Here is a 24,114-nt window from a genome sequence, read left to right as displayed (position 1 = left end):
GGACTGCATCAGGTCGCTGAGCGGCGATACGCACCATCCCGGCTGGTTCTACGGGTCCGGGATCCCGAAGTCGCTGGACGTGTCCAAGGCAATCGACAAGGCAGCCGGCGCGGCGCGGGAGGTGATCGGCGAACATCGATGCCACGGAGGCGGGTCGCCTGGGCTGGCGCTTAGCCGAACGTGAGCGGTTCGCCAGCATCAGCGGCAGCGCGGCATCTGGCAATGAAGCGCTTCGTCACTTCGACGTACCCGCCTGCCCTAGGGATGTGACCAGTGTCCGGCGGCGCAACGCTCTCGATATCTGGCAGCAGCGTCTCAAGTTCATCCGCCACCTTGCGGCACATGTTCAGCCCTATCGCCCCGTCGCAATCCGAGTGGGTGAAGAACTCGTAGAGGCCGGGGTGGGTGTCGGCGCTCATGAACCAGTCACCTCATATTCGACTTCAGATCGAGGGACCGTCTTTACGGTCCTGTATGCCTTGGCTTCATCGAAGTAGATGACAGTCCAGTCTGGCAGCTCAGCCTTGATGGCCTTAGCGATTGCCAACCCCTCAGCGGCGAAGCCGGGCAGATCGAAGGATGGGGTCGCCTTGCCTTCGTAGAGATCGTTGAACTCGTAGCGATCGCACCAAGCGAGGTGCCGGGCCGACAGCTCCGGACTGATCGGAAGGTCCTCCCGGTCCATCATGATGCCATCACGATCCCATAGGCCCTCGCTGGAAAAGTCGGCCATGATGCGGACCCATTTGTCTGTCACGGACGATCCCCCAGATACCGGTCCATCACGCTTTGCTCGGCGTCCGCCTTCCGCTCGCGTTCCCGCCCCTCCATCCAGTCAATGACGTGCATGGCGAAGTTGCGATTGCTACTGTCGATGAACACATTGAGCGTGTAGAGCGCCACCACCAAGCCGCCGACGAGGAACATCCACCCATCATGGGCGCCACGGAACAGCGCAGCGCCGAACAACCCCGCTGCAATCAAATTTGCCCAGCGTAGTTTGGAGGCATCGCGTTTAGCATCCTTTTGCAGTGCAGCGTAAACGGCGGCAGAGTTCTCGGCGTGCCCGAATAAATCGGTGTGCATTTAAGGGCCTTCCTTGGGCCTGGCGGCGATATACTCACGGGCTAACTGCCTCACCGCGCCATCAGGCGGGATGCATAACTATCCTCTTATTGAGGCATAGTGATACGCTCATAGCTTTTAATTACAGAGCCACTATTGCAAGCTCCAACTTCTCTTCCCTCTGTTAACGCGAGGACTCCGGCAGTGGCTAACGCAGCGACTGTGGCGCCAACATTGCTAACTGTCTTTCCCTGATCGGGGGAACTTGCACTGTTGATGCCGGTAAGCATCCCGCCTTCCAGCGTAACCCCAAAGCTGCTGGTATCTAGCAACCCGGGCTTATAGAATACCCTCTGGAGCCTTTGGAAGTCAGGGAGAATAGTGGCTTTTGATGTGATAATTGGGATGCATGTGTTGTTCTCTGCGCGCCCAACGATCTTTCCATCTTCGTTAACAGCTACCCTAGTCTCAGATATTTCCCTGAAGAGTGCGGGTGGGTAAACGTAAACGCCCTCGATCTTCTCACCGACCAATCGGTGCCGGTCAGGATCGAGGTTCTCAGTCCAGACCGTGCCGGTGCATCCGGAGACTGCGCTCATAAGAGCGACGAGAGTAGCGGTATATCTATACGACATAGTGCCTCACTCCTCATAGCGAGAGGAAATGATGATGTGAAGTCGTAAAGATGTCTATAGGCTCAACCAGCTCGCGCCATCATGGGCTCACAATGCCCCGCGATGATACAGGCTCATGGTTACGCCTCCCGTATCGTCATGACATCGTCCGTCGCAGCGCCAGCTTGAAGAAGGCTGTCGACGTCCCGCCCAATGCCCTGCAGCAGGTTCTCCACCTCTGTGAAGCCGATGCCGGATTCGATGGTAGGCTTCTTGGCCATGGCGCCTCTCCTCTGTGGCGGGCAAGCGCGGCGCGGCCGACGTCGGTCAGTTCCATGACCCGCTCACCGTCCTCTGCCTTATCGGCAAGCATGGCAAGCCCATCGCCTAATTCCGGCTCAATGTCCGGCCCCCTGGGCACATCGAGCGCGCTGCGCGCCGGATGGGATGAGGTGATCGGGATCGAGATGGATCCGGAATACGTCGCCACCGCGCGGGCGCGGTGCGCAGTGGCCGGCGTGCAGGTCGAGCGGTCGGGATTGATGGCGGCGGAGTAGGTCGGAAATCGTCGCGCGGTACCTGTTACAGCCACATAGGGCACACGGTCCGGCGGACGCCGCTGACGCACCGGAAAACTGCACTGTCGGCCTGTTACGGTTTCAGGATGGTATGCCCAAGGCAAACCCGCCCGGTCATCGACCGTGGCGGGTTTTTCGTGAGCTGTCGCCCTGCACGGAAATCTCTGCGCATGACCTGTTTTCGGTAATGAGGGCATCTGCGCTCCGGCGGGCTGAACCGCGGACCGAGCCCGACGAGGTGGCGGTGGGGCTGGCAACAGCTACACCGCCACCTCGCCCATCTTGCCGGCTGTATCGGCGATTGGAGGAACAATGCCGGATCCAGCCGCACACGACATCGCCCAGATGGCGCGGTCCCTTGCCCCCACTGCCGTTGGAGTCGCTGCCGGCATGGTCGCCCGCTGGTCCCGCGAAGCCCGCAACAGCGGGTGGCGCGGTCTGGTGCGCATGGTGGTGCTGGACCTTCCGACCATGGGGGCACTGACCATCGCCGCCGGCGCAGTTGCGCAGCAGATGAACGCCGATACTCTCACGGCGACGGGCATCGGGACCTGTGCGGGTTACGCGGGTAGCGAGATCCTGAAGACGCTGCTGGCGTGGCGTGCCGGTAAGCTCCCAGGCGGACAGGGCTGATCCATGGCCCCGCGCCTCCGCTCCCTGCGCTCGCCCCTGGCCATCCTGGATGTCCGGAGCGGCAAGGCCGTGGCGCCCATGCCGTCGGAGCAGGCCGAGCAGGACCGCAAGCGTCGTCTCGACGAGACCCGCGGCTCGGCCCGCCAGCGTGGTTATGACCGCGACTGGGAGAAGCTGCGGGACGCGGTGGTCATCGAGCGGGGCTGCCGCTGCGAGGCGTGCCGCACCATCGTGGTGCTGCGCAAGCGGGAGGCCACGGCCACCACCCCTGTGGCCGAGGTGGACCACATCGAGAGCATCACCGACCGGCCGGACCTGCGGCTGGAGCGATCGAACCTGCGGGTCCTGTGCAAGCCCTGCCACTCGGGACGGACGGCCAAGGACCAGGGGTTCGCGCGCGGCTGACCCGCCGCCCCAACTGGCACGCCGGTTGCGTTGGGGGTGGGGGGTGGTCGAAAGTCTGGGAGGCGGCCGACCGGCGGACCGCGCATCCCCCCATTCAGAGTTTTTTTCCCCTCCGGATGAATTTGAGGTGCGCACTTTGCGGTGCGCACGACCCGCCATGGCGAAACGCAAAGACATCGATTGGGTAGCGATTGAGGCCGCTTTTCGGGCCGGAAAGCTGTCAAATCGCCAGATTGCAGAGCGTTTCGAGGTGTCGGAAAGCGCCATCCGGAGCCGCGCGAACAAGGAAAAATGGGTGCGCACTGCGCACGAACGTGCGCACTCCGGTGTGCACTTGCCGGTGGCTGAAATCCTCCCGCCCATCGACCAGATGGCGCGGCCTATGCACCTCGCCGAGCGTCGGGAACACGTCGAGCACGCCCGCGAGATCGCCGGCCGGATGCTGGATGAGCTGGACATGATCACGTCGCAGGTCGGCGAGCTGGAGCAGCTGATCGAGGTCGAGACGGCCGACGACGAGAACGGGCGGCGCCGCGCCGCGATGCTGAAGGCCATCTCCCTGCCGGCCCGGTCCATGACGTTGAAGACGATCATGCAGGCTCTGGCGGTGGCGAAGGAGGTTTCCGGCGTCGGGATCGGCGGCGGCAAGAAGGAAGAGGCCAAGGCCAAGGCGCAGGAAGCCGCGAAGCCCGGCAACAAGTTCGCTCCCCCGGCGCCGCCGCGCCTCGCCGTCGACAACACGAAGGCCTGACGCATGCAGTGGACAACCGCATGCCCCGACTGGGAACGGCGCATCGTCGCCCGCGAGTCGCTGATCCCGTGCCCGCCTCTGTTCTCGGCAGAGGCCGAGGCGGCGCTGAAGATCTTCCGCGCCCTGAAGCTCGTCGACGTCCCCGGCAACCCGACGATGGAGGAGGCGTGCCGGCAATTCGTGTTCGACTTCGTCGGCGCGGTGTTCGGCGCCTACGACGCGGAGACCGGCCGGCGGCTGATCAACGAGTTCTTCCTGCTGATTAGCAAGAAGAACAGCAAGTCGACCACCGCGGCCGGGATCATGGTCACGGCGCTGCTGCGCAACTGGCGGCAGAACGCCGAGTTCATCATCATCGCGCCGACGATCAAGATCGCCCAGAACTCCGCCGATCCGGCGATGGCCATGATCGGTGCCGATCCGGAGCTGTTCGAGATCCTCAAGCCGATCCCGCACCTCAAGACCATCGAGCACCGGACCACCGGGGCGACCCTGAGGATCCTGGCGGCCGACAGCGACGTCGTCACCGGCAACAAGGCCACCGGGGTGCTGATCGACGAGTTGCACGTCTTCGGCACGCGGGCGAACGCCGAGGCGATGCTGCGCGAGGCCCGCGGCGGGCTGACCAGTCGGCCGGAGGGCTTCGTCATCGCCCTGTCCACCCAGGGGGAGGAGCCGCCGGCCGGGGTCTTCAAGCAGTGGCTGGCCCGCTTCCGCGACATCCGCGACGGCAAGCTCCGGGCGACGAAGTCGCTGGGGGTGCTCTACGAGTTCCCCAAGGCGATGCTGGAGGCCAAGGCGCATCTCCGGCCGGAAAACTTCTACGTCACCAACCCCAACATGGGGGCGTCGGTCGACGAGGAGTTCCTGCTCGACGAGTACGGCAAGGCGCAGCTGGGCGGCGAAGGGTCCGTTCGCGGCTTCCTCTCGAAGCACCTGAACGTCGAAGTCGGCATGAACATGGGGTCCGACCGCTGGGCCGGTGCCGACTTCTGGGAGGCCTGCGGCGAGGCGGACCTGACGCTCGAGGCGATCCTCGCCCGCTGCGAGGTGGTGGTGGTCGGCATCGACGGCGGCGGGCTGGACGACCTGCTGGGCTTGGCCGTGCTGGGCCGCTGCCGGGAGACCCGGCGCTGGCTGATGTGGCACCGCGCCTGGGCGCACCGGATCGTGCTCGATCGCCGCAAGGAGATCGCGCCGCGCCTCCTCGACTTCGAGAAGGAGGGGGACCTGACCATCGTCGACGATCCCGCCCAGGCAGTGACCGAGCTGGCCGACGTTGTCATGCAGGTCGAGGGCGCCGGCCTGCTGGCTGACCAGGGCATCGGCGTCGACGCGGCCGGTATCGGCGAGATCGTCGACGAGCTGACCGGGCGCGGCATCGCGCTGGAGCGGATCATCGGCATCAGCCAAGGCTGGAAGCTGAATGGCGCCATCAAGACGGCCGAGCGCCGGCTGGCCTCGAAGACCGCGGTTCATGGCGGCCGGCCGATGATGGCCTGGTGCGTCGGCAATGCCCGCATCGTCCAGCAGGGCAACGCCATCTCGATCACCAAGCAGGTCAGCGGCTCCGCGAAGATCGACCCGCTGATGAGCAGCTTCAACGCCGTGGCGCTGATGGCGACCAACCCGGCAGCCAAGGGCGGCTCGTCGGTCTACACGACCCGCGGCCTGCTGATCATGTGAGGGGCCGATGGGTAAGCGGAAGCACGCCAAGGCGGTGGTGAAGGGAGCCGGCAAGTCGGCATTCCCCCGCGCCACTGGCGATCAGCTCTTCACCGGCCTGAACGATCCGGCCCTGCTGGAGTTCCTGCGCACCGGCTCCCTGCCGGCCGTCACCGTGTCCGTCGACCAGGCGCTGGCCAACCCGGCGGTGTTCCGCTGCGTCGACCTGGTGTCGAGCAGCATCGGCATGCTGCCGACCTACGTCATGCGCAAGAACGGCGGGGCGCTGGAGAAGGCCGAGGGCCATCCGCTGTTCGACCTGCTGCAGTTCCAGCCCAACAGCTGGCAGACCGCCTTCGAGTTCAAGCAGCTCATGCAGCTACGGGTGCTGATCCACGGCAACGCCTATGCCGTCATCGTCCGCACGGGTTCCAAGATCACCCAGTTCATCCCGGTCGATCCCTGCCGGGTGCTGGTCAAGCAGCTGCCGGACCTGACCGTGCGCTACGAGATCACCCGCGATGACGGCTCGATCGGCTATTACGCCGCGCAGGACGTGCTGCATCTGCGCGGCCTGTCGGTCGACGGGCTGACCGGGGTGTCGCGGGTGCAGAAGGCGGCCGAGACCATCTCGATCGCCCTGCAGGCCGGCCGCGCCGCCGAGCGCATCTTCCGCAACGGCATGATGGTCGGCGGCAACCTCAAGCACCCGGGCAAGCTGGGCGAAGAGGGCAAGAAGTTCCTGCGCGACTCCCTCACCGAGATCCATGCCGGCCCGGAGAATGCCGGCAAGTGGATCATCACCGAGGAGGGGATGGAGGCGAAGCCCTTCGCCAACACCGCCAAGGACTCCCAGCTGATCGAGGCCCGCGCCTCGCTGGTCGAGGACATCGCCCGCGTCTTCGGCGTGCCGCGCCCGCTGCTCGGCATGGATGACACCAGCTGGGGCTCCGGCATCGAGCAGCTGGGCATCCTGTTCGTCCGCTACGGCCTGGCGCCCTGGTTCAAGGCCTGGGAGGAGGCGCTGACCCGGTCGTGCCTGTCCCTGGTCGAGCGGCGCTCGTTCCTCTTCGACTTCGACGAGACCGAGCTGCTGCGCGGCACCCTGAAGGACCAGGCCGAGTTCTTCGCCAAGGCGCTCGGCGCCGGCGGACAGCGGCCGTGGATGGAAGTCAACGAGGTCCGCGAGTCGGTCGGCCTGGGAGCGCACCCCGATGGCGCCGGCCTCATCAGCGCAGGAGAAAACCGCAATGTCGCTCCGTAACCTGCCGGCCGTTCAAGCGTTCGACCGGCCTGATGGCCTGTCCTGGGATGCCCCCAGCGATGCGCTCGCCCGCTGGTCGGGCGGGCCGATGGCAGCGGAGGCCGATGATCCGTCGACGATCAGCCTCTACGACGTGATCGGCGAGGATACCTGGACCGGCAGAGGCTGGACGGCGAAGCGGATGGCGGGCGCCCTGCGGGCCATCGGCAAGAGGGACGTGACGGTCAACGTCAACTCGCCCGGCGGCGACTTCTTCGAGGGGTTGGCGATCTTCAACCTGCTCCGCGAGCATCCCGCCAAGGTGACGGTGAAGGTCATGGGCTACGCCGCCTCGGCGGCCTCCATCATTGCCATGGCTGGCGACGAGATCCGCATGGGCGCCGGGTCATTCCTGATGATCCACAACGCCTGGGCGGTTGCAGTCGGCAACCGCCATGACATGCGGGCATCGGCGGACGTCCTTGAGCCCTTCGATACGGCCATGGCCGACATCTACGCCGCCCGGACCGGTCAGAAACGGGAGGACGTGGCGGCCATGATGGACGCTGAGACTTGGCTGGGCGCCGGTGATGCGGTCGCCAAGGGCTTCGCCGACGGCGTGGACGACATGGCAGAGCCCGCCGCATCTGCCTCAATCCGACCCGAGATCGCAGCCCGCCGCCGCATCGACGCTCTTCTCGCCAAGCAGGGGGTACCGCGCTCAGAGCGGCGCTCCATGCTACGCGAAGCCTCCGGCATGCACGACGCTGCCGGTTCTGCCACGCCGCGCGCTGGCTTGTTTGCCGCCTCCCTGGCGGACCTTCTTTCCACCATCAAGCCCTGAGAGGCCCAAATGAACCACGTTTCCATGTCGCGGTTCCGCGGCATTGCGGCCGTGCGCGCGGACGCCAACGATCCCGTCGCGCTGGTCACCGGCATCAAGACCGCCTTCGAGGCGTTCAAGGCCGAGAACGACAAGCAGATCGCCGACATCCGCAAGGGTATGGGCGATGTCGTCCAGGCCGAGAAGGTCGAGCGCATCAACACCACCATCACCGAGATGCAGTCGGCGCTGGACCAGACCAACGCCCAGCTTGCCGCCCTGAAGCTGAACGGCACCGGCGGCGGCGACAACGACCCGGCCCGCGCCGAGCATGCCAAGGCCTTCAACCAGTTCTTCCGCAAGGGCGCCGACGCCAACCTGCGGGACCTGGAGGTGAAGGCGAAGCTGACCACCCAGTCCGACCCGGACGGCGGCTATGTCGTCCCGACGCAGATGGAGAGCGCCATCGACCGGGTGCTGGGCACCATGTCGGCGATGCGCTCCATCGCCACCGTCCGGCCGATCGGCGCCGCCAGCTACAAGAAGCTGGTGAACGTCGGTGGCGCCACCAGCGGCTGGGTGGGCGAGAACAGCGGCCGGCCCGAGACGGCGACGCCTCGCCTGATCGGGCTGGAGTTCGGCATGAAGGAGCTGTACGCCCAGCCGGCCGCCACCCAGACCATGCTCGACGACTCCTCGATGAACATCGAGCAGTGGCTGGCCGACGAGGTGTCGGTGGAGTTCGCCGAGCAGGAGGGCGCCGCCCACATCAGCGGCAACGGCGTCGATGAGCCGCGCGGCCTGCTGTCCTATGACAAGGTGGCGAACGCCGGTTACGCCTGGGGCAAGCTCGGCTTCGTCACCTCCGGCAAGGCGGACGGCTTCGCCGCCTCCAACCCGTCGGACGCCTTCCTGGACCTGATCTATGCGCTGAAACGTGGCTACCGGCAGAACGCCTCCTGGCTGATGAACGACGCCACGGTCGGCAAGATCCGCAAGTTCAAGGACGGCCAGGGCAACTACCTGTGGCAGCCGTCGGCGCTGGCCGGCGAGCCGGCGTCGTTCATGGGCTACCCGGTGGTGGACGACGACAACATGCCGGACGTCGCCGCGGACGCCTTCCCGATCGCCTTCGGCGACTTCAAGCGCGGCTATCTGATCCTGGACCGCATCGGCGTGCGGGTGCTGCGCGACCCCTTCACCAGCAAGCCGAACATCCTGTTCTACACCACCAAGCGCACCGGCGGCGGGGTGCAGAACTTCGAGGCCATGAAGCTGATGAAGGTCTCGGCCTGATCCCCGGCGGCCTCCGGGCCGCCGCTTCTCTTCCCGGCCTGAAGGAGGGCCCTTCCATGCGCGACCTGATGAACAGCATCGCCCCGAAGCGGGCGATCTCCCCGGCGGATGCCGTCGCCGACAACACCCCCGTCGTCTCCCAGATCATCGACGTGCTGGGCTACGGCAGCCTGACGTTCCTGATCCTGACCGGCGCCCTGGCCGATGCCGACGCCACCTTCACGGTCCTGGTGGAGCACGGCAATGCCGCCAACCTGTCCGACGCCGCCGCGGTGCCGGACGTCGACCTGCTGGGCACCGAGGGGCTGGCGAGCTTCACGTCCGCCGACGACGGCAAGGTGTTCAAGATCGGCTACGTCGGCATCAAGCGCTATGTGCGCCTGACGGTGACGCCAGCGAGCAACGCCGGCAACGCCTTCGTCTCGGCGGTGGCGCTGCTCGGCCACCCGGCGATGTTCCCGACCGCCAACCCGCCCGTCTGACCAGGATGAGGGGGCGCTGCCGCCCTCTCGCCGCGGAGGCAATGCCCATGCCCATCGTCACCCTGGACGAGGCGAAGGCCCATCTGCGCGTCGACGGTGCGGATGAGGACGCCGACATCACGCTGAAGCTGGCGGCGGCCGAGGATGCCGCCGCGCAGCACCTCAACCGGCCGGTGCCCTGGAGCGACGCCGACGGCGCCGAGGTGCCGGTCCCGGCCTCGGTAAAGGTCGCCATCCTGCTGATCCTGGGCGACCTCTACGCCGTCCGCGAGGGCGCCATCATCGGCGCCACCCACGCCGTGAACCCGACGGTCGAGCGGCTGCTCGCCCCCTACCGCAGGATCACCCTCGCATGAAGACCACCGGTGCCGGCGACCTCGATCAACGGATCCGGCTCGAGGCGAAGACCCGCGTCCCGGATGAGGGCGGCGGATCGGTTGAGGCCTGGACGCCGGTCGCCACCGTCTGGGCGCAGGTCTGGCCGGTCTCCGGCCGCGAGCGCGCCGAGGCCCAGCAGGTCGAAGCCGCCACCATGATGCGCTTCAAGGTCCGGCGCCGGGCCGGCCTCGACACCGGCATGCGGATCGTCTGGCAGGGCAAGGCCCACAACATCCGCTTCGTCGCCGATGCCGGCCGGAGGGAAGCCTTTATGATCATCGACGCCGAAGCGGGAGTTGCCCTCTGATGGCCAAGAGCACTGTCTCTGGCGGCAGGTCGCTGCGCGCCGCGCTGCGCAAGCTGCCGATCGACATCAAGGCCGGCGTCGTACAGGCCGTCGCGCAGGCCGGCGCCGCGATCTACGCCGACGCCCTGGCCGCTGCGCCCGGCCCCGAGCATCTCTATGCCACCGGCGAGCTGAAGCGGAAGCTGCGGCTCCAGATCAGCCGCAACGGCCTGCAGGCCCGCGTCGGCTCCTGGGGCAAGCGCCGGGCCCGCCACATCCACCTGGTCGAGTTCGGTGCCGCACCGCACGACATTCCTATGCCCGACGGCGGCGTGATCCACCATCCCGGCGCACCGGCGCAGCCCTTCCTCTTCCCTGCCTACCGCCGCCATCGCGCCGCCAGCGTCAAGCTGATCCGCACCGCCGTGCGCGACGCCCTGGCGCGGGCCGCCCGTCAGCGGGGTGGGGCATGAGCGCCGCCTCTTGGCCGCTGCAGGTCGCCATCCTCGCCGCGCTGCGGCCGGCGCTCGCCCCCGTCCCGGTGCTGGACGACGTACCGCAAGGACAAGCCTTCCCCTATGTCGCCATCGGCGAGGACGTGGCCACCCCGGGTCCCTTGGTCGACGTCGATAGCGAGGAGATCGACGCCACCATCCACGTCTGGAGCCGCTACGCCGGGCGCAAGGAGGCCAAGGAGATGATGGCTGCCATCAAGGCCGCGCTCCACGACCAATCCCTTGCCGTCGCCGGCCAAGAGCTCGCCCTGCTGCGCTTCGCCTTCGAGGCCCTCTTCGTCGAGCCGGACGGATTGACCCGTCACGGCGTCATCCGCTTCCGCGCGCTCTGTCTGAGCGCCTGATCCCGCTTCGGCTCCCTGCCGGAGTTCAGCCGCCCCATGGGGCGGCTTTTTTCATGCCTGAAAGGAGCGTCCCATGGCCAAGGCCATTTCCACCGCAAAGATGCGCGTGTTTATCGAGGCCGGCACCGAGTGCGACACGCTGTCCGAATACGATGCGCTGACCTGGGTCCGCGTCGGTCAGCTGCTGGACGTCGGCGAGTTCGGCGCCCAGTACCAGGAAGTCACCTACACCACCATCGATGACGGTGTGGTCCACCGCCTGAAGGGCGCGCTGGACAACGGCACCTTCTCGATCACGGTGGCCCGTAACCCGGAGGACGAGGGCCAGGGCGACGTGCTGGCCGGTCTCGACAGCTACGAGAACGTCAACATCAAGGTCGAGCTGAACGACAAGCCGGCCGGCGCCAGTGCCAAGCCGACCCGCTTCTGCTTCCCGGCGAAGATCTTCTCCTACAAGAACCAGTTCGGCGACGCCAACCAAGTCACGAAGGCCGTGATCAACGTCGGCATCGACGGCTTCATCATCGAAGGCCCCCGCGCCACCGGCGCCTGACCGGCTCTCTCGGCCGAGAGCGGGCGGGCACTGCTGTCGGGGCGGCGCCCGCCCTTCTTCCCGACACCCCGGCACCCCATCCATGAAAGGTCCCGACCATGTCCAAGCTCACCGCCAACAACGTCACCATCACCCTCAACGGCGAGAAGGTGGTGCTGAAGCCCACCCCGCGGGCCGCCCTGGCGATCTCCACCAACTTCGAAGGCCTGCAGGGTGCGGTGCCGCGCCTGGCCAGCCAGGACATCGCCGCCGCCTCCTTCGTCGTCGCGGCCGGTGCCGGCATCCGCGGCGAGGCGGCCAAGGGGCTGAACGAGAAGATCTTCGCCGCCGGCATCAGCGATCTGGCGCCCAGCCTGATCGAGTTCGTCGTCATCCTGATGAACGGCGGCAAGCGGCCGGACAGCATGCTGGCCAATGACGACTCCGATGCCGAGGACGACGAGGGAAACGGCGAGGACTGACCCTCGACGCCTACCTGGAGCAGCTCTTCAGGTATGCGACCGGCTGGCTCGGCTGGGTGCCGGATGTCTTCTACGACACCCCCATCCCGGAGATCGAGCTGGCCTTGGACGGGAAGGTCGACTTCCTGAAGAAGACCAACCCTTGGGGCGCGAAGGAGGAGGAAACACCTCCTGCCGCCTCCGAGGAAGAAGCCGCCGACCGGCTCATCGCCATCCTCCGGAGCAGTCCGCGCTACCGGAAGCCGACGAGCTGAGATCGTCCCGACGGGCGCCCGGTTCTGCCGCGGCGCCTTTCCCCTGTTCGGAACCTGCCCATGGCTGAACTCGAAGGCCTTTCCGTCTCGCTGACCGCCGATTCGGCCGGGCTCGACCGCGGCATGCGCTCGGCCGAGCAGTCGGTGGCGCGTGCCGAACAGTCGGTCACCACCTCGCTGAGCCGGATGGACCGTGCGATGGAGCAGGTCAACCGCTCCACCGCCGCCATCGCCCAGCGCTTCGGCCAGTTCGCCGCCATCCTCGGTGTCGGCACGCTCGGTGCCATGACGGCCAAGGCGCTCGACTACGCCGATGCCTGGACGCAGGTCGGCAATCGGTTGCGCCTGGTGTCGAGCGACGCCGGCGAGCTGAAGGCGACGCAGGAGCAACTGTTCGCCGCCGCCCAGAAGGCGGGCGTCGGCATGTCGTCGGTGGTTGACGTCTACAGCAAAGCCTCCCAGGCGGCGGGCGAGTTGGGAGCCAGCCAGGAGCAGCTGACGCGTTTCTCCGGCGGCGTCGCCCAGGCGCTTGCCGTCTCCGGTACCAGCGCCGAGGCGGCGGCCGGCGCCATGCAGCAGCTCGGGCAGCTGCTCGGCTCCGCCCGCGTCCAGGCCGAGGAATTCAACTCGATCATGGACGGTGCGCCACGCATCGCCAAGGCGGTTGCTGCTGGCCTCGACGAAGCTGGAGGGTCCACGAGCCGCCTGAAGCAGCTGATCAACGACGGCAGGATCAGCAACAAGCAGTTCTTCGACGCCTTCCTATCGCAGATCCCGAAGATCCATGCCGAGTTCGAGACGACCGTTCCGACCGTCGAGCAGTCGATGGAGCGGCTGCGCAACGCCATGACCAAGGCGATCGGCGAAGCCAACGAGGCGACCGGCGCCACCCGGAAGCTGGCCGAAGGCATCACCGCGCTCGCCGACAACCTGTCGACGGTCGCCACCGGTGCGGCAACGGTGGGTGCCGCCCTGGCGGGTGTCTATGTGGCGCGCGGGCTGGTGCCGGCGGTGGCGGCCGGGCTGCAGTTCGTCCAGGCACAGGTCGCCCTCCGCACCGAGCTGGTGCAGAACACCGGCCACATCCTCCAGAAGGAGGCGGCGCTGCGGGCTGGCGCTGCTGCGGCCGCACAGGCTGCATCCGCCGATCTCGCCGCCGCCCAGGCTGCCGCCGCGAAGGCGCGTGCCGATCTGGCCGCCCGCGCCGCGCAGTACGAGGCCGCGGTGGCGCTCGACGGCGCGATCGGCAAGACCGCCCGCCTGATGCAGGCCGAGGAAGCGCTGACCGCCGCCCGCACGGCGCGTGCCGCCGCGGACCTGCGCGTCGCGGAGACCACCGCCGCCGTGACCATGGCCACCCAGGCGCAGGCCGGCGCCATCGCCCGGACCACCGTGGCCGCAACCCTGCTGTCGCGTGCCAAGGACGGGCTGTCGTCGCTGCTGGCGCTGGTCGGTGGTCCTTGGGGAGCGGCGTTCCTGGCGGCGGGCGCTGCGGTCACCTATCTGGCCACCCGGACCTCGGATGCCGACAAGGCGCAGGAGGCCTACAACCGCACCCTGACCGAAGGCCGCCGGCGGATCGAGGAGTTGACCGGCGCATCGCGCGAGCGGGCCAACCAGCTGCGGGAAGAGCAGCGCAACGAACTGAGCGCCGCCCAGGCCGCCGCTGCCGCCGCAGCACAGAAGGTTGCGACCCTCCAGGCGCTGATCGCCGAGCAGCGCGCCTCTGCCGATCCGTCGGAAGCGGGCGGCACGGCCGGCATGTTCTCGACCCTCTTCGGCGATGGTGATGCCGGCCTGAAGAAGCTGGAGGCGCAGCTTGCCGCCGCCCGTAAGGAGGTGGCTGCCACGGCCGCCGTGCTCGACGGCATGACGTCGGTCAGCCAGATGACCGGCGACGCCGTAGGGCTGGAGATGGCCAGCAAGCTGGCGCGTGGGACCAGCGCGTTCCAGCGGTTGAGCGCCGCCACGGGCGACGCGCTGAAGCAGGCAGGCCTCACCGTCCAGTCCGGCCAGTTGATGACCAACGAGCAGGCGCAGACCGAGAAGGCGGTGACGGCACTCGGCCAGGCGCTCCAGGCCGGCGCCGGCTTCCTGCGCACCTACGGGACCAGTGCGGATCAGGTCACCCGCATCATGGACGCCCTGAAGCTGAAGATCGACCCGGTCGCCTCGGCCGTCGCCGACATGAACCGGGAGATGGCGCAGCTCGGCGTCGCGGAGGGTGCCGCCCGCTCCGCCCTGACCGTCCTGCAACAGATCAACCAGCAGCGGGAGAAGGAGGGCAGGGCGCCGCTGACTACCGCCAGCCCGGAATACCTGACCCTGCTCGGCAAGGCGCAGGAGCTGGAGACGGCGCGCGTCCAATCCGCCACCGCTGCCCGCGCCAAGGTGCTCGACCTCGACAAGCAGATCGCCAAGGCGCAGGCCTCCGGCAACGCCACCCTGGCCGCCGAGCTGAACCGCCAGAAAGCGGTCGAGCAGATGGTGGCGCGCGGCGTCGACCGGAAGGCGGCCGAAGCCAACGCGGCGCAGGATTACTCCGTCGCCATCACCGAAGCCGGTGCCGCCGCCGGGCAGGCGGCCAAGGACATCCTGCTGGCAGCCGATGCCCAGATGGTCATGGCGCAGGCGGCCGGCCTGGGTGAGGCGGCGACGCGGCAGGCGACCTACGCCACCAAGCTGGCCCAGGAGGCGGCGAAGGCGAACGGCAACGTCGCCGCGGTACAGGCTGCCAACCGCCGGGAAGAGGCAGCGGCCATCGTTCAGGTCCGCAACGAGACGGTCCGCGGCCTGCAGCTCGAGACGGCCAACACCAACGCCTTGACCCTGGCCATGGCAGCGGGTGGGTCTGCCGTCCGTGTGGCGCAGGAGGAGGAATACAAGCTCGCGCTGATCCGTAAGCTCGGCACCGACGCCACCGTCGCCGGCACCGAAGCCCAGAAGGCGCTGAACGACGCCATGGAGGCCTACCGGCAGAACCGGGCGGCCAACGACAACAACCGGCTGGAGCAGGAACGCCGGGCCGCCAACGACAACCTCGCCCTGGCGGAGCGCGAGCTGCAGCTGATGGGGCAGGCGGAGCCGGTGCGCGAGCGGGCCCTGACCACCCTGCGCAACCAGCAGGAAGCCGCCCGCAAGGTGGCGGAACTGGGCGAGGACGGCGCCCGGCAATGGCTGGAGTGGCAGGAGAAGATCGCCGACACCCGCGCCTATGTCGACTTCCTGAAGGAAGTCCAGGCCACGGCGAAGGAAATCTCCGGCGACATCTCGGAAGCGCTCTACGACCGGCTGATGGACCCGGACAAGGCGACCAGCATCGTCGACGTGTTCAAGGCGATCTTCAAGCGGATCGCCGTCGCGGCGCTGGAAACCAATATCGTCCTGCCTATCGTCACCCAGGTGGTAGGGGCGGCGCCCGGTCTGTTCGGCCCCCAGGCGCCAGCGGGGGCGGGGGCCAACCAGAACGGCAGCGGCCTGATTGGCAGCCTGACCAACGCCGGGCTGTCGAAGGCCGGCGGCTGGGCGATGGACAAGCTGGGGATCGGCGGGTCAGGCGGTGTCAGCGGTCTGATCGACAATGTCGGCTACAGCGCGTTCGGCATCGGGAGCCCTGCGACGACGCTTGCCGGTCAGACGGTCCTGACGCCGTCGGCCGAGGTGCTGGCATCGCAGACCGCGATGCTGCAGGCGGCAAATCCAGGCTTGGCCGTCACGGCATCGCCGACGGTCACTGCCGGGTCATCCGGGGGCGCCGCGGGAGGTGTTGCGTCCGGGACTGGCCTGTCCGCTTACGCCGGCGCGGCCGGAGCGGGCGCGTTCGGCGGCATGCTCGGCGGCATGCTCGGCACAGCCACGAACAGCAAGGCCGTGGGCGGCTTGTCGGGTGCGGCGCTCGGCGCAGGGTCCGCCTACCTCTCCTACTTGGCCCTTGGCTCCATGGGAGGCCCCATCGGTCTTGCGATCGGTGCCGTCGTCGGTGGCATCATGGGGCTGTTGGGGACGGCGAAGAAGACGGTCGGCCCCAACAGTTCCGGTAACGTGGTCCTGGACGGCAAGGGCGGGTTTCGCAGCGACAAGGCCCTGGCCGACAACGGTGCCGATCCTGCACAGATGCAGCAGGTGACCGATGCCGTCGCGGCTGCCATGAACACGGTGGTCGGCGGGATCGGCGCCAAGGTCACCGGGGGCGACGGCGCCAACACGGCCCTGCTGCAGCAGTTCGCCAAGGGCGGCAAGTGGTATGTGACCCCGACCGTTGGGGACAAGGCCGGGCAGCGGGCCGAGTTCACCGACCAGGGCGAGGCGATCGCCTTCTACATGCGCGAAAGCCTGAAGGGCTTGATCAGCACCGGTCAGCTGACCGGCGCTAACGACGACGTGCGCAAGGCGCTGGACACCTCCAAGGCCACCACGGCCGAGGGCCTGGCCAGTGACCTGGGTTTCGCCTCGACCTTCCGCCAGCAGCTCGACGTGATGAACGCGAGCCTGGACCCGACGAACAACCTGCTGAAGACCTTCACCGAAAACGCCAAGGCAATCGGTGAGCAGGTTAAGACCAACATCGTCGAGTGGCGCGACAAGGCCAGCGAGTTGGGGTTGGCGACCGAAGGCGAACTGACCGCTGCCGCCCGCAAGGGCATCGAGGCGATGATGGGGCTCGGCCCTGCCATCCACCCCCTGCAGGGCATGGCCGCGGCGACCAAGCAGGCCGAGATCAACTTCGAGCAGTTCAGGCCGGCGTTGCAGGCGCTGGGCTACACCGCGGCCGACATCTCGGGTTTGGCGGTCCGCTACACGCAAAAGGCTGTCGACGCTTACAACAAGACCATCGGGTTGGTGCGGCAGCAGGGTGCCGCATCCATCGAGCAGCTGGTCGACCCGCTGTACAAGATGGACGCGCTCGACCGGCTGAGCAGCCTCGGCCTGGACGAGACGCACGCCGCCATCGCCGGCTTGGCCAAGTCCATCACCGGTGTGGAGGATGCGGCGCGCAAGGGCACGCTGACCATCGACGCCGAGCGGGACGCCTATGCCACGCTGGCCGACGCATTCGCCCAGGGCTACCTGACGGCAGACCAGCTGACCACTGCGGTCGGGTACCTGACCCAGGCGTGGCAGGACAATGCCGCCACGACTGAGCGGGTGGCGCAACAGGCCGCCTACGCCTCCGACCTGCAGAGCCGGATGTACGCCGCGATCGGCAACGACAGGATGGCGGGATTGACCGCGCTCGACCAGCAGCAAGCGGTCGAACTGGCTCAGGCCAAGGCCAACGGCTACGACACGACGCTGCTCCAGCAGGTGCAGGCGGCCGAGCGGGCGACCAAGGCTTTTCAGTTGGCGCAAACCGATCTTCTCGCCGCCTACGACCAGCAGATCAGCGCACAGCAGGCGCTGGTCGAGAGCCTCCAGGCAGGTGCCGAGGCGGTGCAGAAGTTCCGGGAGGCTTATGACGCCCTGGCGGTGAACGACAACAGCCCGCTGAATGCCAGGGATCGGCTGGCCGAAGCCCGCCGGCAGTTCGAGGCGGCATACACCACGGCCAAGGATGCGACCGCCAGCGAGGCTGAGAAATTGGCGGCCATGGCCACCCTGCAGCAGCTCGGGCCGACGCTGGTGCAGCTCGCCAAGGGCTTCTATGGCTCGACCGACACCAGCGACTATGACCGGGTGCGGCAGGTCTTCGCCGAGTTCGGTGGTCTCCAGGCACAGGGGGTGGATACCGCCCAGGACCAGCTCAAGACGGCGAACGGCATGCTGGCGGAGCTGCAGCGACAGCGCGCCGAAGCCGCCAGCATGGGGCAGCGGCAATACGGTGCCCTCGCCGATCTCAAGGCCGTAGCCGAGCAGAGCCACACCGAGATGCTCAAAGCCCTGGCGCCGCTGGTTCTGCTCGCACCGCGCAATTGGGGGGCGGCGGAAAGCGTCGAGACCAACAAGCAGCTCGCACTGCAGACCGGGTACACCGGCGATTTCGGGACCGGGGCGTGGCAGCGCTGGATCGTCACGCAATCGGACGAGACGAAGGCGCTCGCTCGCCAAATCCTGACGCAGATGGGCCAAGCGTGGAGGATCAACGGCTTCGCGGTGGGGACCGACTCCGCTCCGCCGGGCCTTGCCTGGGTGGGCGAGCGTGGACCGGAACTGGTACGGATGGCCGGCGGCGAGCGGGTCTATCCGCACGAGACGTCCATGGCAATGGCGCGGCGTTTTCGGGCGGCCAACGACCGGTGGTCCGGCAACGTCACCGCGCTGCGTGCACCCAGCATTCCGCCGATCGTCATCAACACCGCCGGCCTGGAGCAGCGGCTCGACCGGGCCGTCGCGGTGCTGGAGCGTATCCTCGGCGCCATTGAGGACGGCGACGACGAGACGGTGTCGGCTATCTCCAGCCTTGCCAAGCGCCTCGACCGCTCCGCCAGCCCGGTCGGTCAACGCCGCACCGTAAACGGGTGATCCCATGCCCTACCTGATGCGCGTGGAGCCGTACGACGCCACCCTCGGCGCCGTGCGGCCCCTCTTCTTCTCCGACCTCGGCTTCACCTCCGAGCCCGGCGACAGCCCGTCCAACACCTACTTCGTGCGTCGCATCGAGACGCCGTTGCAGGTTCGCCGCTCGCTGTTCGACGGCTCCGCGGTGGGTGGCTTCTCCGAGACCAGCTTCGGCAGTGCGACGCTTGCCAATGACGACGGCGGCCTCGACTGGCTGTCCGATCTGGACTGGGACGGGCGGCTGGTGGAGATCCGCTACACCCCGCTGGAGCGGCCGACACTGGCCGATTTCACCGTGCTCTTCTCGGGTGCCGCTGAACAGCTCGTGCCCGGCGACGAGATCGAAATCCAGCTCCGCGACCTGCTGGTGTTGCTGGACGTGCCGGCGAGCCGGGGGCAGTTCAGCGGGGCGGGTGGGATCGACGGCACCAGCGAACTGAAGGGCCGGGACAAGCCCTGGCTGATCGGTCGGCGGCGGCAGATCGAGCCGGTGCTGATCGACGCGATCAACAACGTCTACATGGTCGACCCGCTGGGCTTCTCCACCCTGCTGGCAGCCCGCGACAAGGGCGTCGCCTACCCGGTACCGGTCGGCGATTACGCGTCCTACGCGGCGCTGGTCGCCGCCCCGCTGACCGGCAACAACGTCGCCACCGCCAAGGCGGCCGGGCTGATCCGGCTCAGTCAGGATCCCGATGGACGCTTCACCATCGACGCCGAGGGGGTGCGGGTGTCCGGCGCCTGGATTTACCGCTTCGCCGACTTGGTGCGCCATGTGGTCACCAGCATGACGACGGTGACGGGTGCCGGTCTGCTGGATGCCTCCTTCACCGCCATGAACACGTTGCAGCCGGCGGTGCTGAGTTACTGGTGCGACGGCTCCAGCGTGCCGAAGGTACGCGAGGTGATCGACCAGCTTGCCGACTCGGTCGGAGCTTATTGGGGGTTCGGCGAGGACCGCCTGCTGTCGCTCGGGCGCTACGATGGACCGGCCACGACCGCCGATTTCGTCTTCGGCGAGAGGGACGTCATCGACCTGACACCGCGGTCGGTGGACCGCCGAATGAAGTCGCTGAAGCTGGGCTATCGCCCCTTCGGCGTGACCTTCACCGCGTCGGACCTCGACCGGGTCAACGTCACTCCGGCCGACGCCGAAGCCTTCCAGAACGAATACCGTTGGACCGCTGTGGCGACCAACGCCGCCGCCGCTGAAGCCTCGCTGCTGGCCACCGATGAAGAGGCGAACACCCTCTTCGACGCCGAGGCGGACGCCATCGCCGAGCGGGACAGGCGGCTGACGCTCCATGCCGCCAAGCGCAAGGCATTCGAGGCGGTGGTGCCGCTGACCCCCGGCCTGACGGTCGGCCACACGATCCGCCTGACCGACTCCCGCTATGGCCTCTCTGCCGGTTGGCTCGGCTTGGTGCTGGAGATCGAGCGGGATGCCGATGACGAAACCATGAAGCTGACGGTGCTGGGATGAAGCCGCTGCATGTGCTGTGGAAGAAGCCGACCGACGCCGGGGCTTATACCGGCGGGTCCTGGGTGGAGACGGGTGGTCTATCACTCGGCAACCTCGCCACTCAGGACGTCATGGAACTGACCCGCTCCGCTGACACGGCGGAAGCCTCGACATGGTGGCGGTGCGACCTTGGTCGGCTGACGCCGTTGAGCATGTTCGCCATCCTCAACCACAACGGCAGCACGGTGGCCCGCCGTCGGCACGTCGTAACCAACAGCCCGACCAACGCCGGCACCCCAGTCTATGACACCGGCTGGCAGCGGATGCGGACGCCAACCGAAGTATGGGGAGCCCGGCCATTCGGAGCCTTCCCCTTCGATGGCATCGACACCGAGGCTTATCCCGGTGGGCTGGTCGACCTGCATGTCGCGCCGTCGACCGTCTATGGCCGCTATCTCTTCACATACCTGTCGGATGTCGACAACGCCGCCGGCTATCTCCAAGCCGGGCGCTTCATGGCCGGCGAAGTCTGGACGCAGTCCATGGCCTTCGGCGTCAAGATCAAGCCGAGCGATCCCAGCGAAGCCCGGCGGACCCGCGGCGGCCGGCGGATCGTCCGCAAGCTGCCGGGCTACCGCGAGGTGTCGATCACCTTCGAGCACATGACGGAGCGGGATGCCATGACGACCGGCTTCGAGATCGATCGGCAGCTCGGCAAGTCCGGCGACTTCCTGCTGGTCTACGACCCCGATGATGCCCCGGCCGTGCGCTTCCGCCGGACCATCTACGCGGCCCTGACCGATACCACGGGCATCACCACCACCACCGCCACCAAACCCCGCCGCTACGGCTGGGGCATCACCGCCGAGGAACTGATCTGATGGCGACCTTCAACGGCACCGACTGGACCTTCTCCGACTTCTCCGGGGACGACGGGTACAAGTATGCCGAGAACTGGGACACGTTCTGGGATGACGTCATCAGCGAGATGACGAACCGGGCCGCCGGCATTGGCGGCGCCGTCCCGGCTTTCATCGCCGGATGGGACGCAGGCACTGCCGATGCCAACCCTGGCACCGGCAAGCTGCGAGGCAACGCGGCGACAGCGTCCACCACGACGAAGCTCTTCATTTCGACTGCCGACGCGCTGGGTACCGACGTATCGGCGGTGATCGGGCTATTCGACGACAGCACGTCCTCTATCAAGGGGCTGCTGCGCATTGCCCATCGCTCCGACCAGTCGAAGTGGGTGCTGTTCGCCCTGACCGGAGCGGTGACGGCAGGCGTTGGCTACAGCAAGGTGCCGGTGCTTTACGTCGCCGGCCCTGGCGGGTTTACTGCCGGCGATCCCGTGGCCTTGGGCTTTATGCGGTCCGGTGACAAGGGAGATACAGGCGCAACCGGCGGCATCACCGGGGGCAATGCCGCGGGCGCAATCAACGAGACCGCCGTTACCCTGGCATCCGCGGCGACCACTGACATCGGCACCGCGGCCGGCAACGCTGTCCGCATCACCGGGACCGCGACGATTACGGCGCTCGGAACGGCGCAGTCCGGCAGCCGCAGGTACGTCACCTTTTCCGCCGCCCTGACCCTGACACACAACGCCGCGTCTCTGATCCTTCCTGGCGGGGCAAGCATCGTCACGGCGGCGGGCGACACGGCCGAGTTCGAAAGCCTCGGGTCAGGCTCCTGGAGGTGCGTGAGCTACAACCGCGCGTCGGGGCGCGCGCTGGTAGCGCCTGCAACCCCAAGCCTGTTTGCGTCCGTGCTCACCAAGTCGGCCAACTGCACCCTGACGACCGCCGACGATAAAGCCCTCATCGCTTGCGCGGCCTCTCTGACCGTCACTCTTCCCGGCGCGACAGGCTTTCCAAGCGGTTTCACTGTCGGCATATCGAATGAGGGCGCAAGTTCTTCCGCAGTCCTCGTTTCAAATTCCGGTGGTTTGCAACTATTCCTGTCCGCAAAGCAGTGGACCGTTATTGTAAGCGACGGCACCACATGGCACTCCTTGGGGGCATCGCCGTATAGCGGTACAGCGTGGAGCACGTCAGATAAGGCCGCTTCGATCACACTCAGCAACGGGAACCTGACGGCTGCCTCGACGGCGAGTGGCGACAACATAGTGAGGGCGGCGCCATCAATCCCGACCGGCAAGTTCTATTGGGAGGAATATGTAACCACTGGCGGGAGTTCTCTGGTGGTTGGCATTACCGATGCCGCAGCCATCCTGACCGGCTATGTAGGCTCAACGAGTGGCGGGTATGGGTACGGTAATGTTGGGCAGAAGTTCAATGGCGGGTCTGGGGTGGGTTTTGGCGCGACATTCGCCACGGGCGATGTAATTGGCGTGGCCTTCGACACCGCTACGGGAAAGCTTTGGTTCTCGAAGAATGGCATCTGGCAGTCCAGCGGTGATCCGGCATCTGGAGCTAACCCCGCCTTCACTGCCACGACTGGCGTTGCCCGGTATATTGCCACGTCGTTCGGCGGCAGCGGCGGCGCGAGCAATTTGCGCACATCCCCCTCGGCCTGGAGCTACTCCGCGCCGTCGGGCTTCGCCTATCTGCCGTGAGGTGAGCCATGACCGATCTTCCGATCTTTGAACAGGTCCCCAAGATCGATGCCAGCATGCAGCGGCAGGCATCGACATACACCGATTACCCGGAGCCGGAGCATGGGCGTATCCGGCGTGTGTGGGACGTGGAGCCGATCCCGCTCGCTGAGGTGAAGGCCGCGCGTAAAGTTGCCGCCACCGAGCTGCGGTGGCAGAAGGAGGTCGCCGGCATCACCATCGGCGGCGTGTCGGTGGCGACCGACGACCGCAGCAAAACGCTGATCCTGGGCAAGCGGGCTAAGAGCACCTAACAGAACCATCTCTGGACGAAGCGCCAGCAGATGAGGCTGGCGGCGATGTGGTGGAAGGCGGTGAAGATGTCGGCGCGCCGTTCGTAGCGGACGGCGATGCGGCGGAAGCGGGCGAACCAAGCCAACGTGCGCTCGACCACCCAGCGGTGCCGCCCCAGGCGTTCGCTGCTCTCGATGCCGCGCCGGGCGATGCGCGGGATGATCGCTCGCCGGCGCAGCGCCCGGCGGCAGTGGGCGAAGTCGTAACCCTTGTCGGCGTGCAGCTTGGCCGGGCGCCGTCGTGGTCGGCCGGCGCACTGGCGGATCGCCGGCACGGCATCGACCAGCGCCTCCAGGAGCTTGCTGTCGTGGCGGTTGGCTGGCGAGATCTTCAGGGCGAGCGGGATGCCGTTGGCATCGACGAGGATGTGGCGCTTGGAACCCGGCTTGCCGCGATCCGTCGGGTTTGGGCCGGTCTCCTCGCCCCCCTTTTTGCCGGAACGCTGGCGCTGTCCACCGCCGCGCGATCCCAGTTGATGGCGTTGGCGTAGCCGAGCCGGTCGAGCAGCACGCGATGCAGCCGTTCCCAGACGCCGGCCTGCTGCCACTCGTGCAGCCGGCGCCAACACGTCATACCCGAGCCGCAGCCCATCTCCATGGGCAACAACTCCCAAGGAATGCCGGTGCGCAGCACGAACAGGATGCCGGTCAGCGCGGCGCGATCATCCAGCCGCGGCCGTCCGCCTTTCGGCTTGGGCGGTTCAGGCGGGATCAGCGGCTCAACGATGGCCCAAAGGGCGTCGGATACAAGAGGGGCTGCCATACCCCTCCCAACAGCTCCGCGCCAGTTTCGTTAGGCGCTCTAACATTACAGTTGCGCTTTTGTACGGTGGGCTTGGCAGGCGAGCGCTTGATGGCATCGCCTCCACGCCGACCATGCGATGACGGTTGCGGGTTCGAT

General features: G+C 67.3%; 27 protein-coding genes. 21 read left to right on the top strand and 6 right to left on the bottom strand.

Annotated elements, in window-relative coordinates:
- Positions 1–170 precede the first annotated feature (170 nt).
- The 5 genes from J2850_RS30595 to J2850_RS30575 form a co-directional block, all read right to left on the bottom strand.
- A complete protein-coding gene (locus tag J2850_RS30595) occupies positions 171–419 on the bottom strand; it encodes a hypothetical protein (RefSeq protein WP_209991056.1) in 249 nt (82 codons plus the stop codon).
- Positions 416–733 carry a hypothetical protein gene (locus J2850_RS30590; protein ID WP_211114069.1) on the bottom strand — a complete coding sequence of 106 codons (318 nt, stop codon included), beginning with the start codon at positions 731–733 and terminating at the stop codon, positions 416–418. Before J2850_RS30590 ends, J2850_RS30595 begins: the two co-directional genes overlap by 4 nt.
- 20 nt (positions 734–753) lie before the next feature.
- Entirely contained in the window at positions 754–1,086 is a 333-nt protein-coding gene (locus J2850_RS30585) for a hypothetical protein (protein ID WP_209991052.1), read from the bottom strand.
- Between the two features lie 86 nt (positions 1,087–1,172).
- A complete protein-coding gene (locus J2850_RS30580; protein WP_209991050.1) occupies positions 1,173–1,700 on the bottom strand; it encodes a hypothetical protein in 528 nt (175 codons plus the stop codon).
- A 119-nt stretch (positions 1,701–1,819) separates the two neighbouring features.
- The gene (locus tag J2850_RS30575; RefSeq protein WP_209991048.1) at positions 1,820–1,960 is read right to left on the bottom strand and encodes a hypothetical protein; all 141 of its coding nucleotides are present in this window, start codon (positions 1,958–1,960) and stop codon (positions 1,820–1,822) included.
- Positions 1,961–2,080: 120 nt separating this feature from the next.
- On the opposite strand from J2850_RS30575, the gene J2850_RS30570 reads away from it, so the two are divergent.
- The 21 genes from J2850_RS30570 (at position 2,081) to J2850_RS30470 (ending at position 23,174) form a co-directional block, all read left to right on the top strand.
- Positions 2,081–2,236 (top strand): hypothetical protein, encoded by a 156-nt coding sequence (locus J2850_RS30570; RefSeq protein WP_209991046.1) that lies wholly within the window; start codon positions 2,081–2,083, stop codon positions 2,234–2,236.
- A 333-nt stretch (positions 2,237–2,569) separates the two neighbouring features.
- Complete coding sequence (locus J2850_RS30565) at positions 2,570–2,890, top strand: hypothetical protein (RefSeq protein ID WP_209991044.1); 321 nt, start codon at positions 2,570–2,572, stop codon at positions 2,888–2,890.
- A gap of 3 nt (positions 2,891–2,893) precedes the next feature.
- Positions 2,894–3,295: an HNH endonuclease gene (locus J2850_RS30560; RefSeq protein WP_246513769.1), complete on the top strand. Its 402-nt coding sequence runs from the start codon at positions 2,894–2,896 to the stop codon at positions 3,293–3,295.
- 157 nt (positions 3,296–3,452) lie between these two features.
- On the top strand, positions 3,453–4,046 hold the full coding sequence (locus J2850_RS30555; RefSeq protein WP_209991042.1) for a terminase: 594 nt from the start codon (positions 3,453–3,455) through the stop codon (positions 4,044–4,046).
- 3 nt (positions 4,047–4,049) lie between these two features.
- Entirely contained in the window at positions 4,050–5,732 is a 1,683-nt protein-coding gene (locus J2850_RS30550) for a terminase large subunit (protein ID WP_209991040.1), read from the top strand.
- A 7-nt stretch (positions 5,733–5,739) separates the two neighbouring features.
- A complete protein-coding gene (locus J2850_RS30545; protein WP_209991038.1) occupies positions 5,740–6,975 on the top strand; it encodes a phage portal protein in 1,236 nt (411 codons plus the stop codon).
- Complete coding sequence (locus J2850_RS30540; protein ID WP_246513768.1) at positions 6,926–7,798, top strand: head maturation protease, ClpP-related; 873 nt, start codon at positions 6,926–6,928, stop codon at positions 7,796–7,798. Before J2850_RS30545 ends, J2850_RS30540 begins: the two co-directional genes overlap by 50 nt.
- A gap of 9 nt (positions 7,799–7,807) precedes the next feature.
- On the top strand, positions 7,808–9,073 hold the full coding sequence (locus J2850_RS30535) for a phage major capsid protein (RefSeq protein WP_209991036.1): 1,266 nt from the start codon (positions 7,808–7,810) through the stop codon (positions 9,071–9,073).
- A gap of 56 nt (positions 9,074–9,129) precedes the next feature.
- On the top strand, positions 9,130–9,555 hold the full coding sequence (locus J2850_RS30530) for a hypothetical protein (protein ID WP_209991034.1): 426 nt from the start codon (positions 9,130–9,132) through the stop codon (positions 9,553–9,555).
- Positions 9,556–9,602: 47 nt separating this feature from the next.
- The gene (locus J2850_RS30525; protein ID WP_209991032.1) at positions 9,603–9,911 is read left to right on the top strand and encodes a head-tail connector protein; all 309 of its coding nucleotides are present in this window, start codon (positions 9,603–9,605) and stop codon (positions 9,909–9,911) included.
- Complete coding sequence (locus J2850_RS30520; protein WP_209991030.1) at positions 9,908–10,240, top strand: phage head closure protein; 333 nt, start codon at positions 9,908–9,910, stop codon at positions 10,238–10,240. Before J2850_RS30525 ends, J2850_RS30520 begins: the two co-directional genes overlap by 4 nt.
- Positions 10,240–10,692: an HK97-gp10 family putative phage morphogenesis protein gene (locus tag J2850_RS30515; RefSeq protein ID WP_209991028.1), complete on the top strand. Its 453-nt coding sequence runs from the start codon at positions 10,240–10,242 to the stop codon at positions 10,690–10,692. Before J2850_RS30520 ends, J2850_RS30515 begins: the two co-directional genes overlap by 1 nt.
- Positions 10,689–11,078, top strand: a complete 390-nt coding sequence (locus J2850_RS30510; protein WP_209991026.1) for a DUF3168 domain-containing protein — start codon at positions 10,689–10,691, stop codon at positions 11,076–11,078. Before J2850_RS30515 ends, J2850_RS30510 begins: the two co-directional genes overlap by 4 nt.
- Positions 11,079–11,151: 73 nt before the next feature.
- Positions 11,152–11,631: a hypothetical protein gene (locus J2850_RS30505; RefSeq protein ID WP_209991024.1), complete on the top strand. Its 480-nt coding sequence runs from the start codon at positions 11,152–11,154 to the stop codon at positions 11,629–11,631.
- A 98-nt stretch (positions 11,632–11,729) separates the two neighbouring features.
- Complete coding sequence (locus J2850_RS30500; RefSeq protein WP_209991023.1) at positions 11,730–12,092, top strand: hypothetical protein; 363 nt, start codon at positions 11,730–11,732, stop codon at positions 12,090–12,092.
- A gap of 56 nt (positions 12,093–12,148) precedes the next feature.
- Positions 12,149–12,346: a hypothetical protein gene (locus J2850_RS30495; RefSeq protein ID WP_209991021.1), complete on the top strand. Its 198-nt coding sequence runs from the start codon at positions 12,149–12,151 to the stop codon at positions 12,344–12,346.
- A 60-nt stretch (positions 12,347–12,406) separates the two neighbouring features.
- Complete coding sequence (locus tag J2850_RS30490; RefSeq protein ID WP_209991019.1) at positions 12,407–18,805, top strand: tape measure protein; 6,399 nt, start codon at positions 12,407–12,409, stop codon at positions 18,803–18,805.
- A gap of 4 nt (positions 18,806–18,809) precedes the next feature.
- Positions 18,810–20,324 (top strand): hypothetical protein, encoded by a 1,515-nt coding sequence (locus J2850_RS30485; RefSeq protein ID WP_209991017.1) that lies wholly within the window; start codon positions 18,810–18,812, stop codon positions 20,322–20,324.
- Positions 20,321–21,184, top strand: a complete 864-nt coding sequence (locus J2850_RS30480) for a hypothetical protein (RefSeq protein WP_209991015.1) — start codon at positions 20,321–20,323, stop codon at positions 21,182–21,184. The genes J2850_RS30485 and J2850_RS30480 overlap by 4 nt, the downstream gene beginning before the upstream one ends.
- On the top strand, positions 21,184–22,881 hold the full coding sequence (locus J2850_RS30475; protein WP_209991013.1) for an SPRY domain-containing protein: 1,698 nt from the start codon (positions 21,184–21,186) through the stop codon (positions 22,879–22,881). Before J2850_RS30480 ends, J2850_RS30475 begins: the two co-directional genes overlap by 1 nt.
- Before the next feature lie 8 nt (positions 22,882–22,889).
- Positions 22,890–23,174 carry a hypothetical protein gene (locus J2850_RS30470; protein ID WP_209991011.1) on the top strand — a complete coding sequence of 95 codons (285 nt, stop codon included), beginning with the start codon at positions 22,890–22,892 and terminating at the stop codon, positions 23,172–23,174.
- On the opposite strand, the gene J2850_RS30465 is transcribed toward J2850_RS30470, so the two are convergent.
- Positions 23,171–23,976 (bottom strand): IS5 family transposase gene (locus tag J2850_RS30465; RefSeq protein ID WP_209991009.1). Its coding sequence is split into 2 segments (ribosomal slippage): positions 23,171–23,649 and positions 23,649–23,976, totalling 807 coding nucleotides; the frame shifts between segments, so codons are not numbered across the junction. The genes J2850_RS30470 and J2850_RS30465 overlap by 4 nt on opposite strands.
- Positions 23,977–24,114: the final 138 nt, after the last annotated feature.

This window comes from Azospirillum picis, from assembly GCF_017876115.1.
GTDB classification, from domain to species: domain Bacteria; phylum Pseudomonadota; class Alphaproteobacteria; order Azospirillales; family Azospirillaceae; genus Azospirillum; species Azospirillum picis.
Note: the sequence above shows the minus strand (reverse complement) of the source record. Positions and strands in the feature narration are given on the sequence as shown.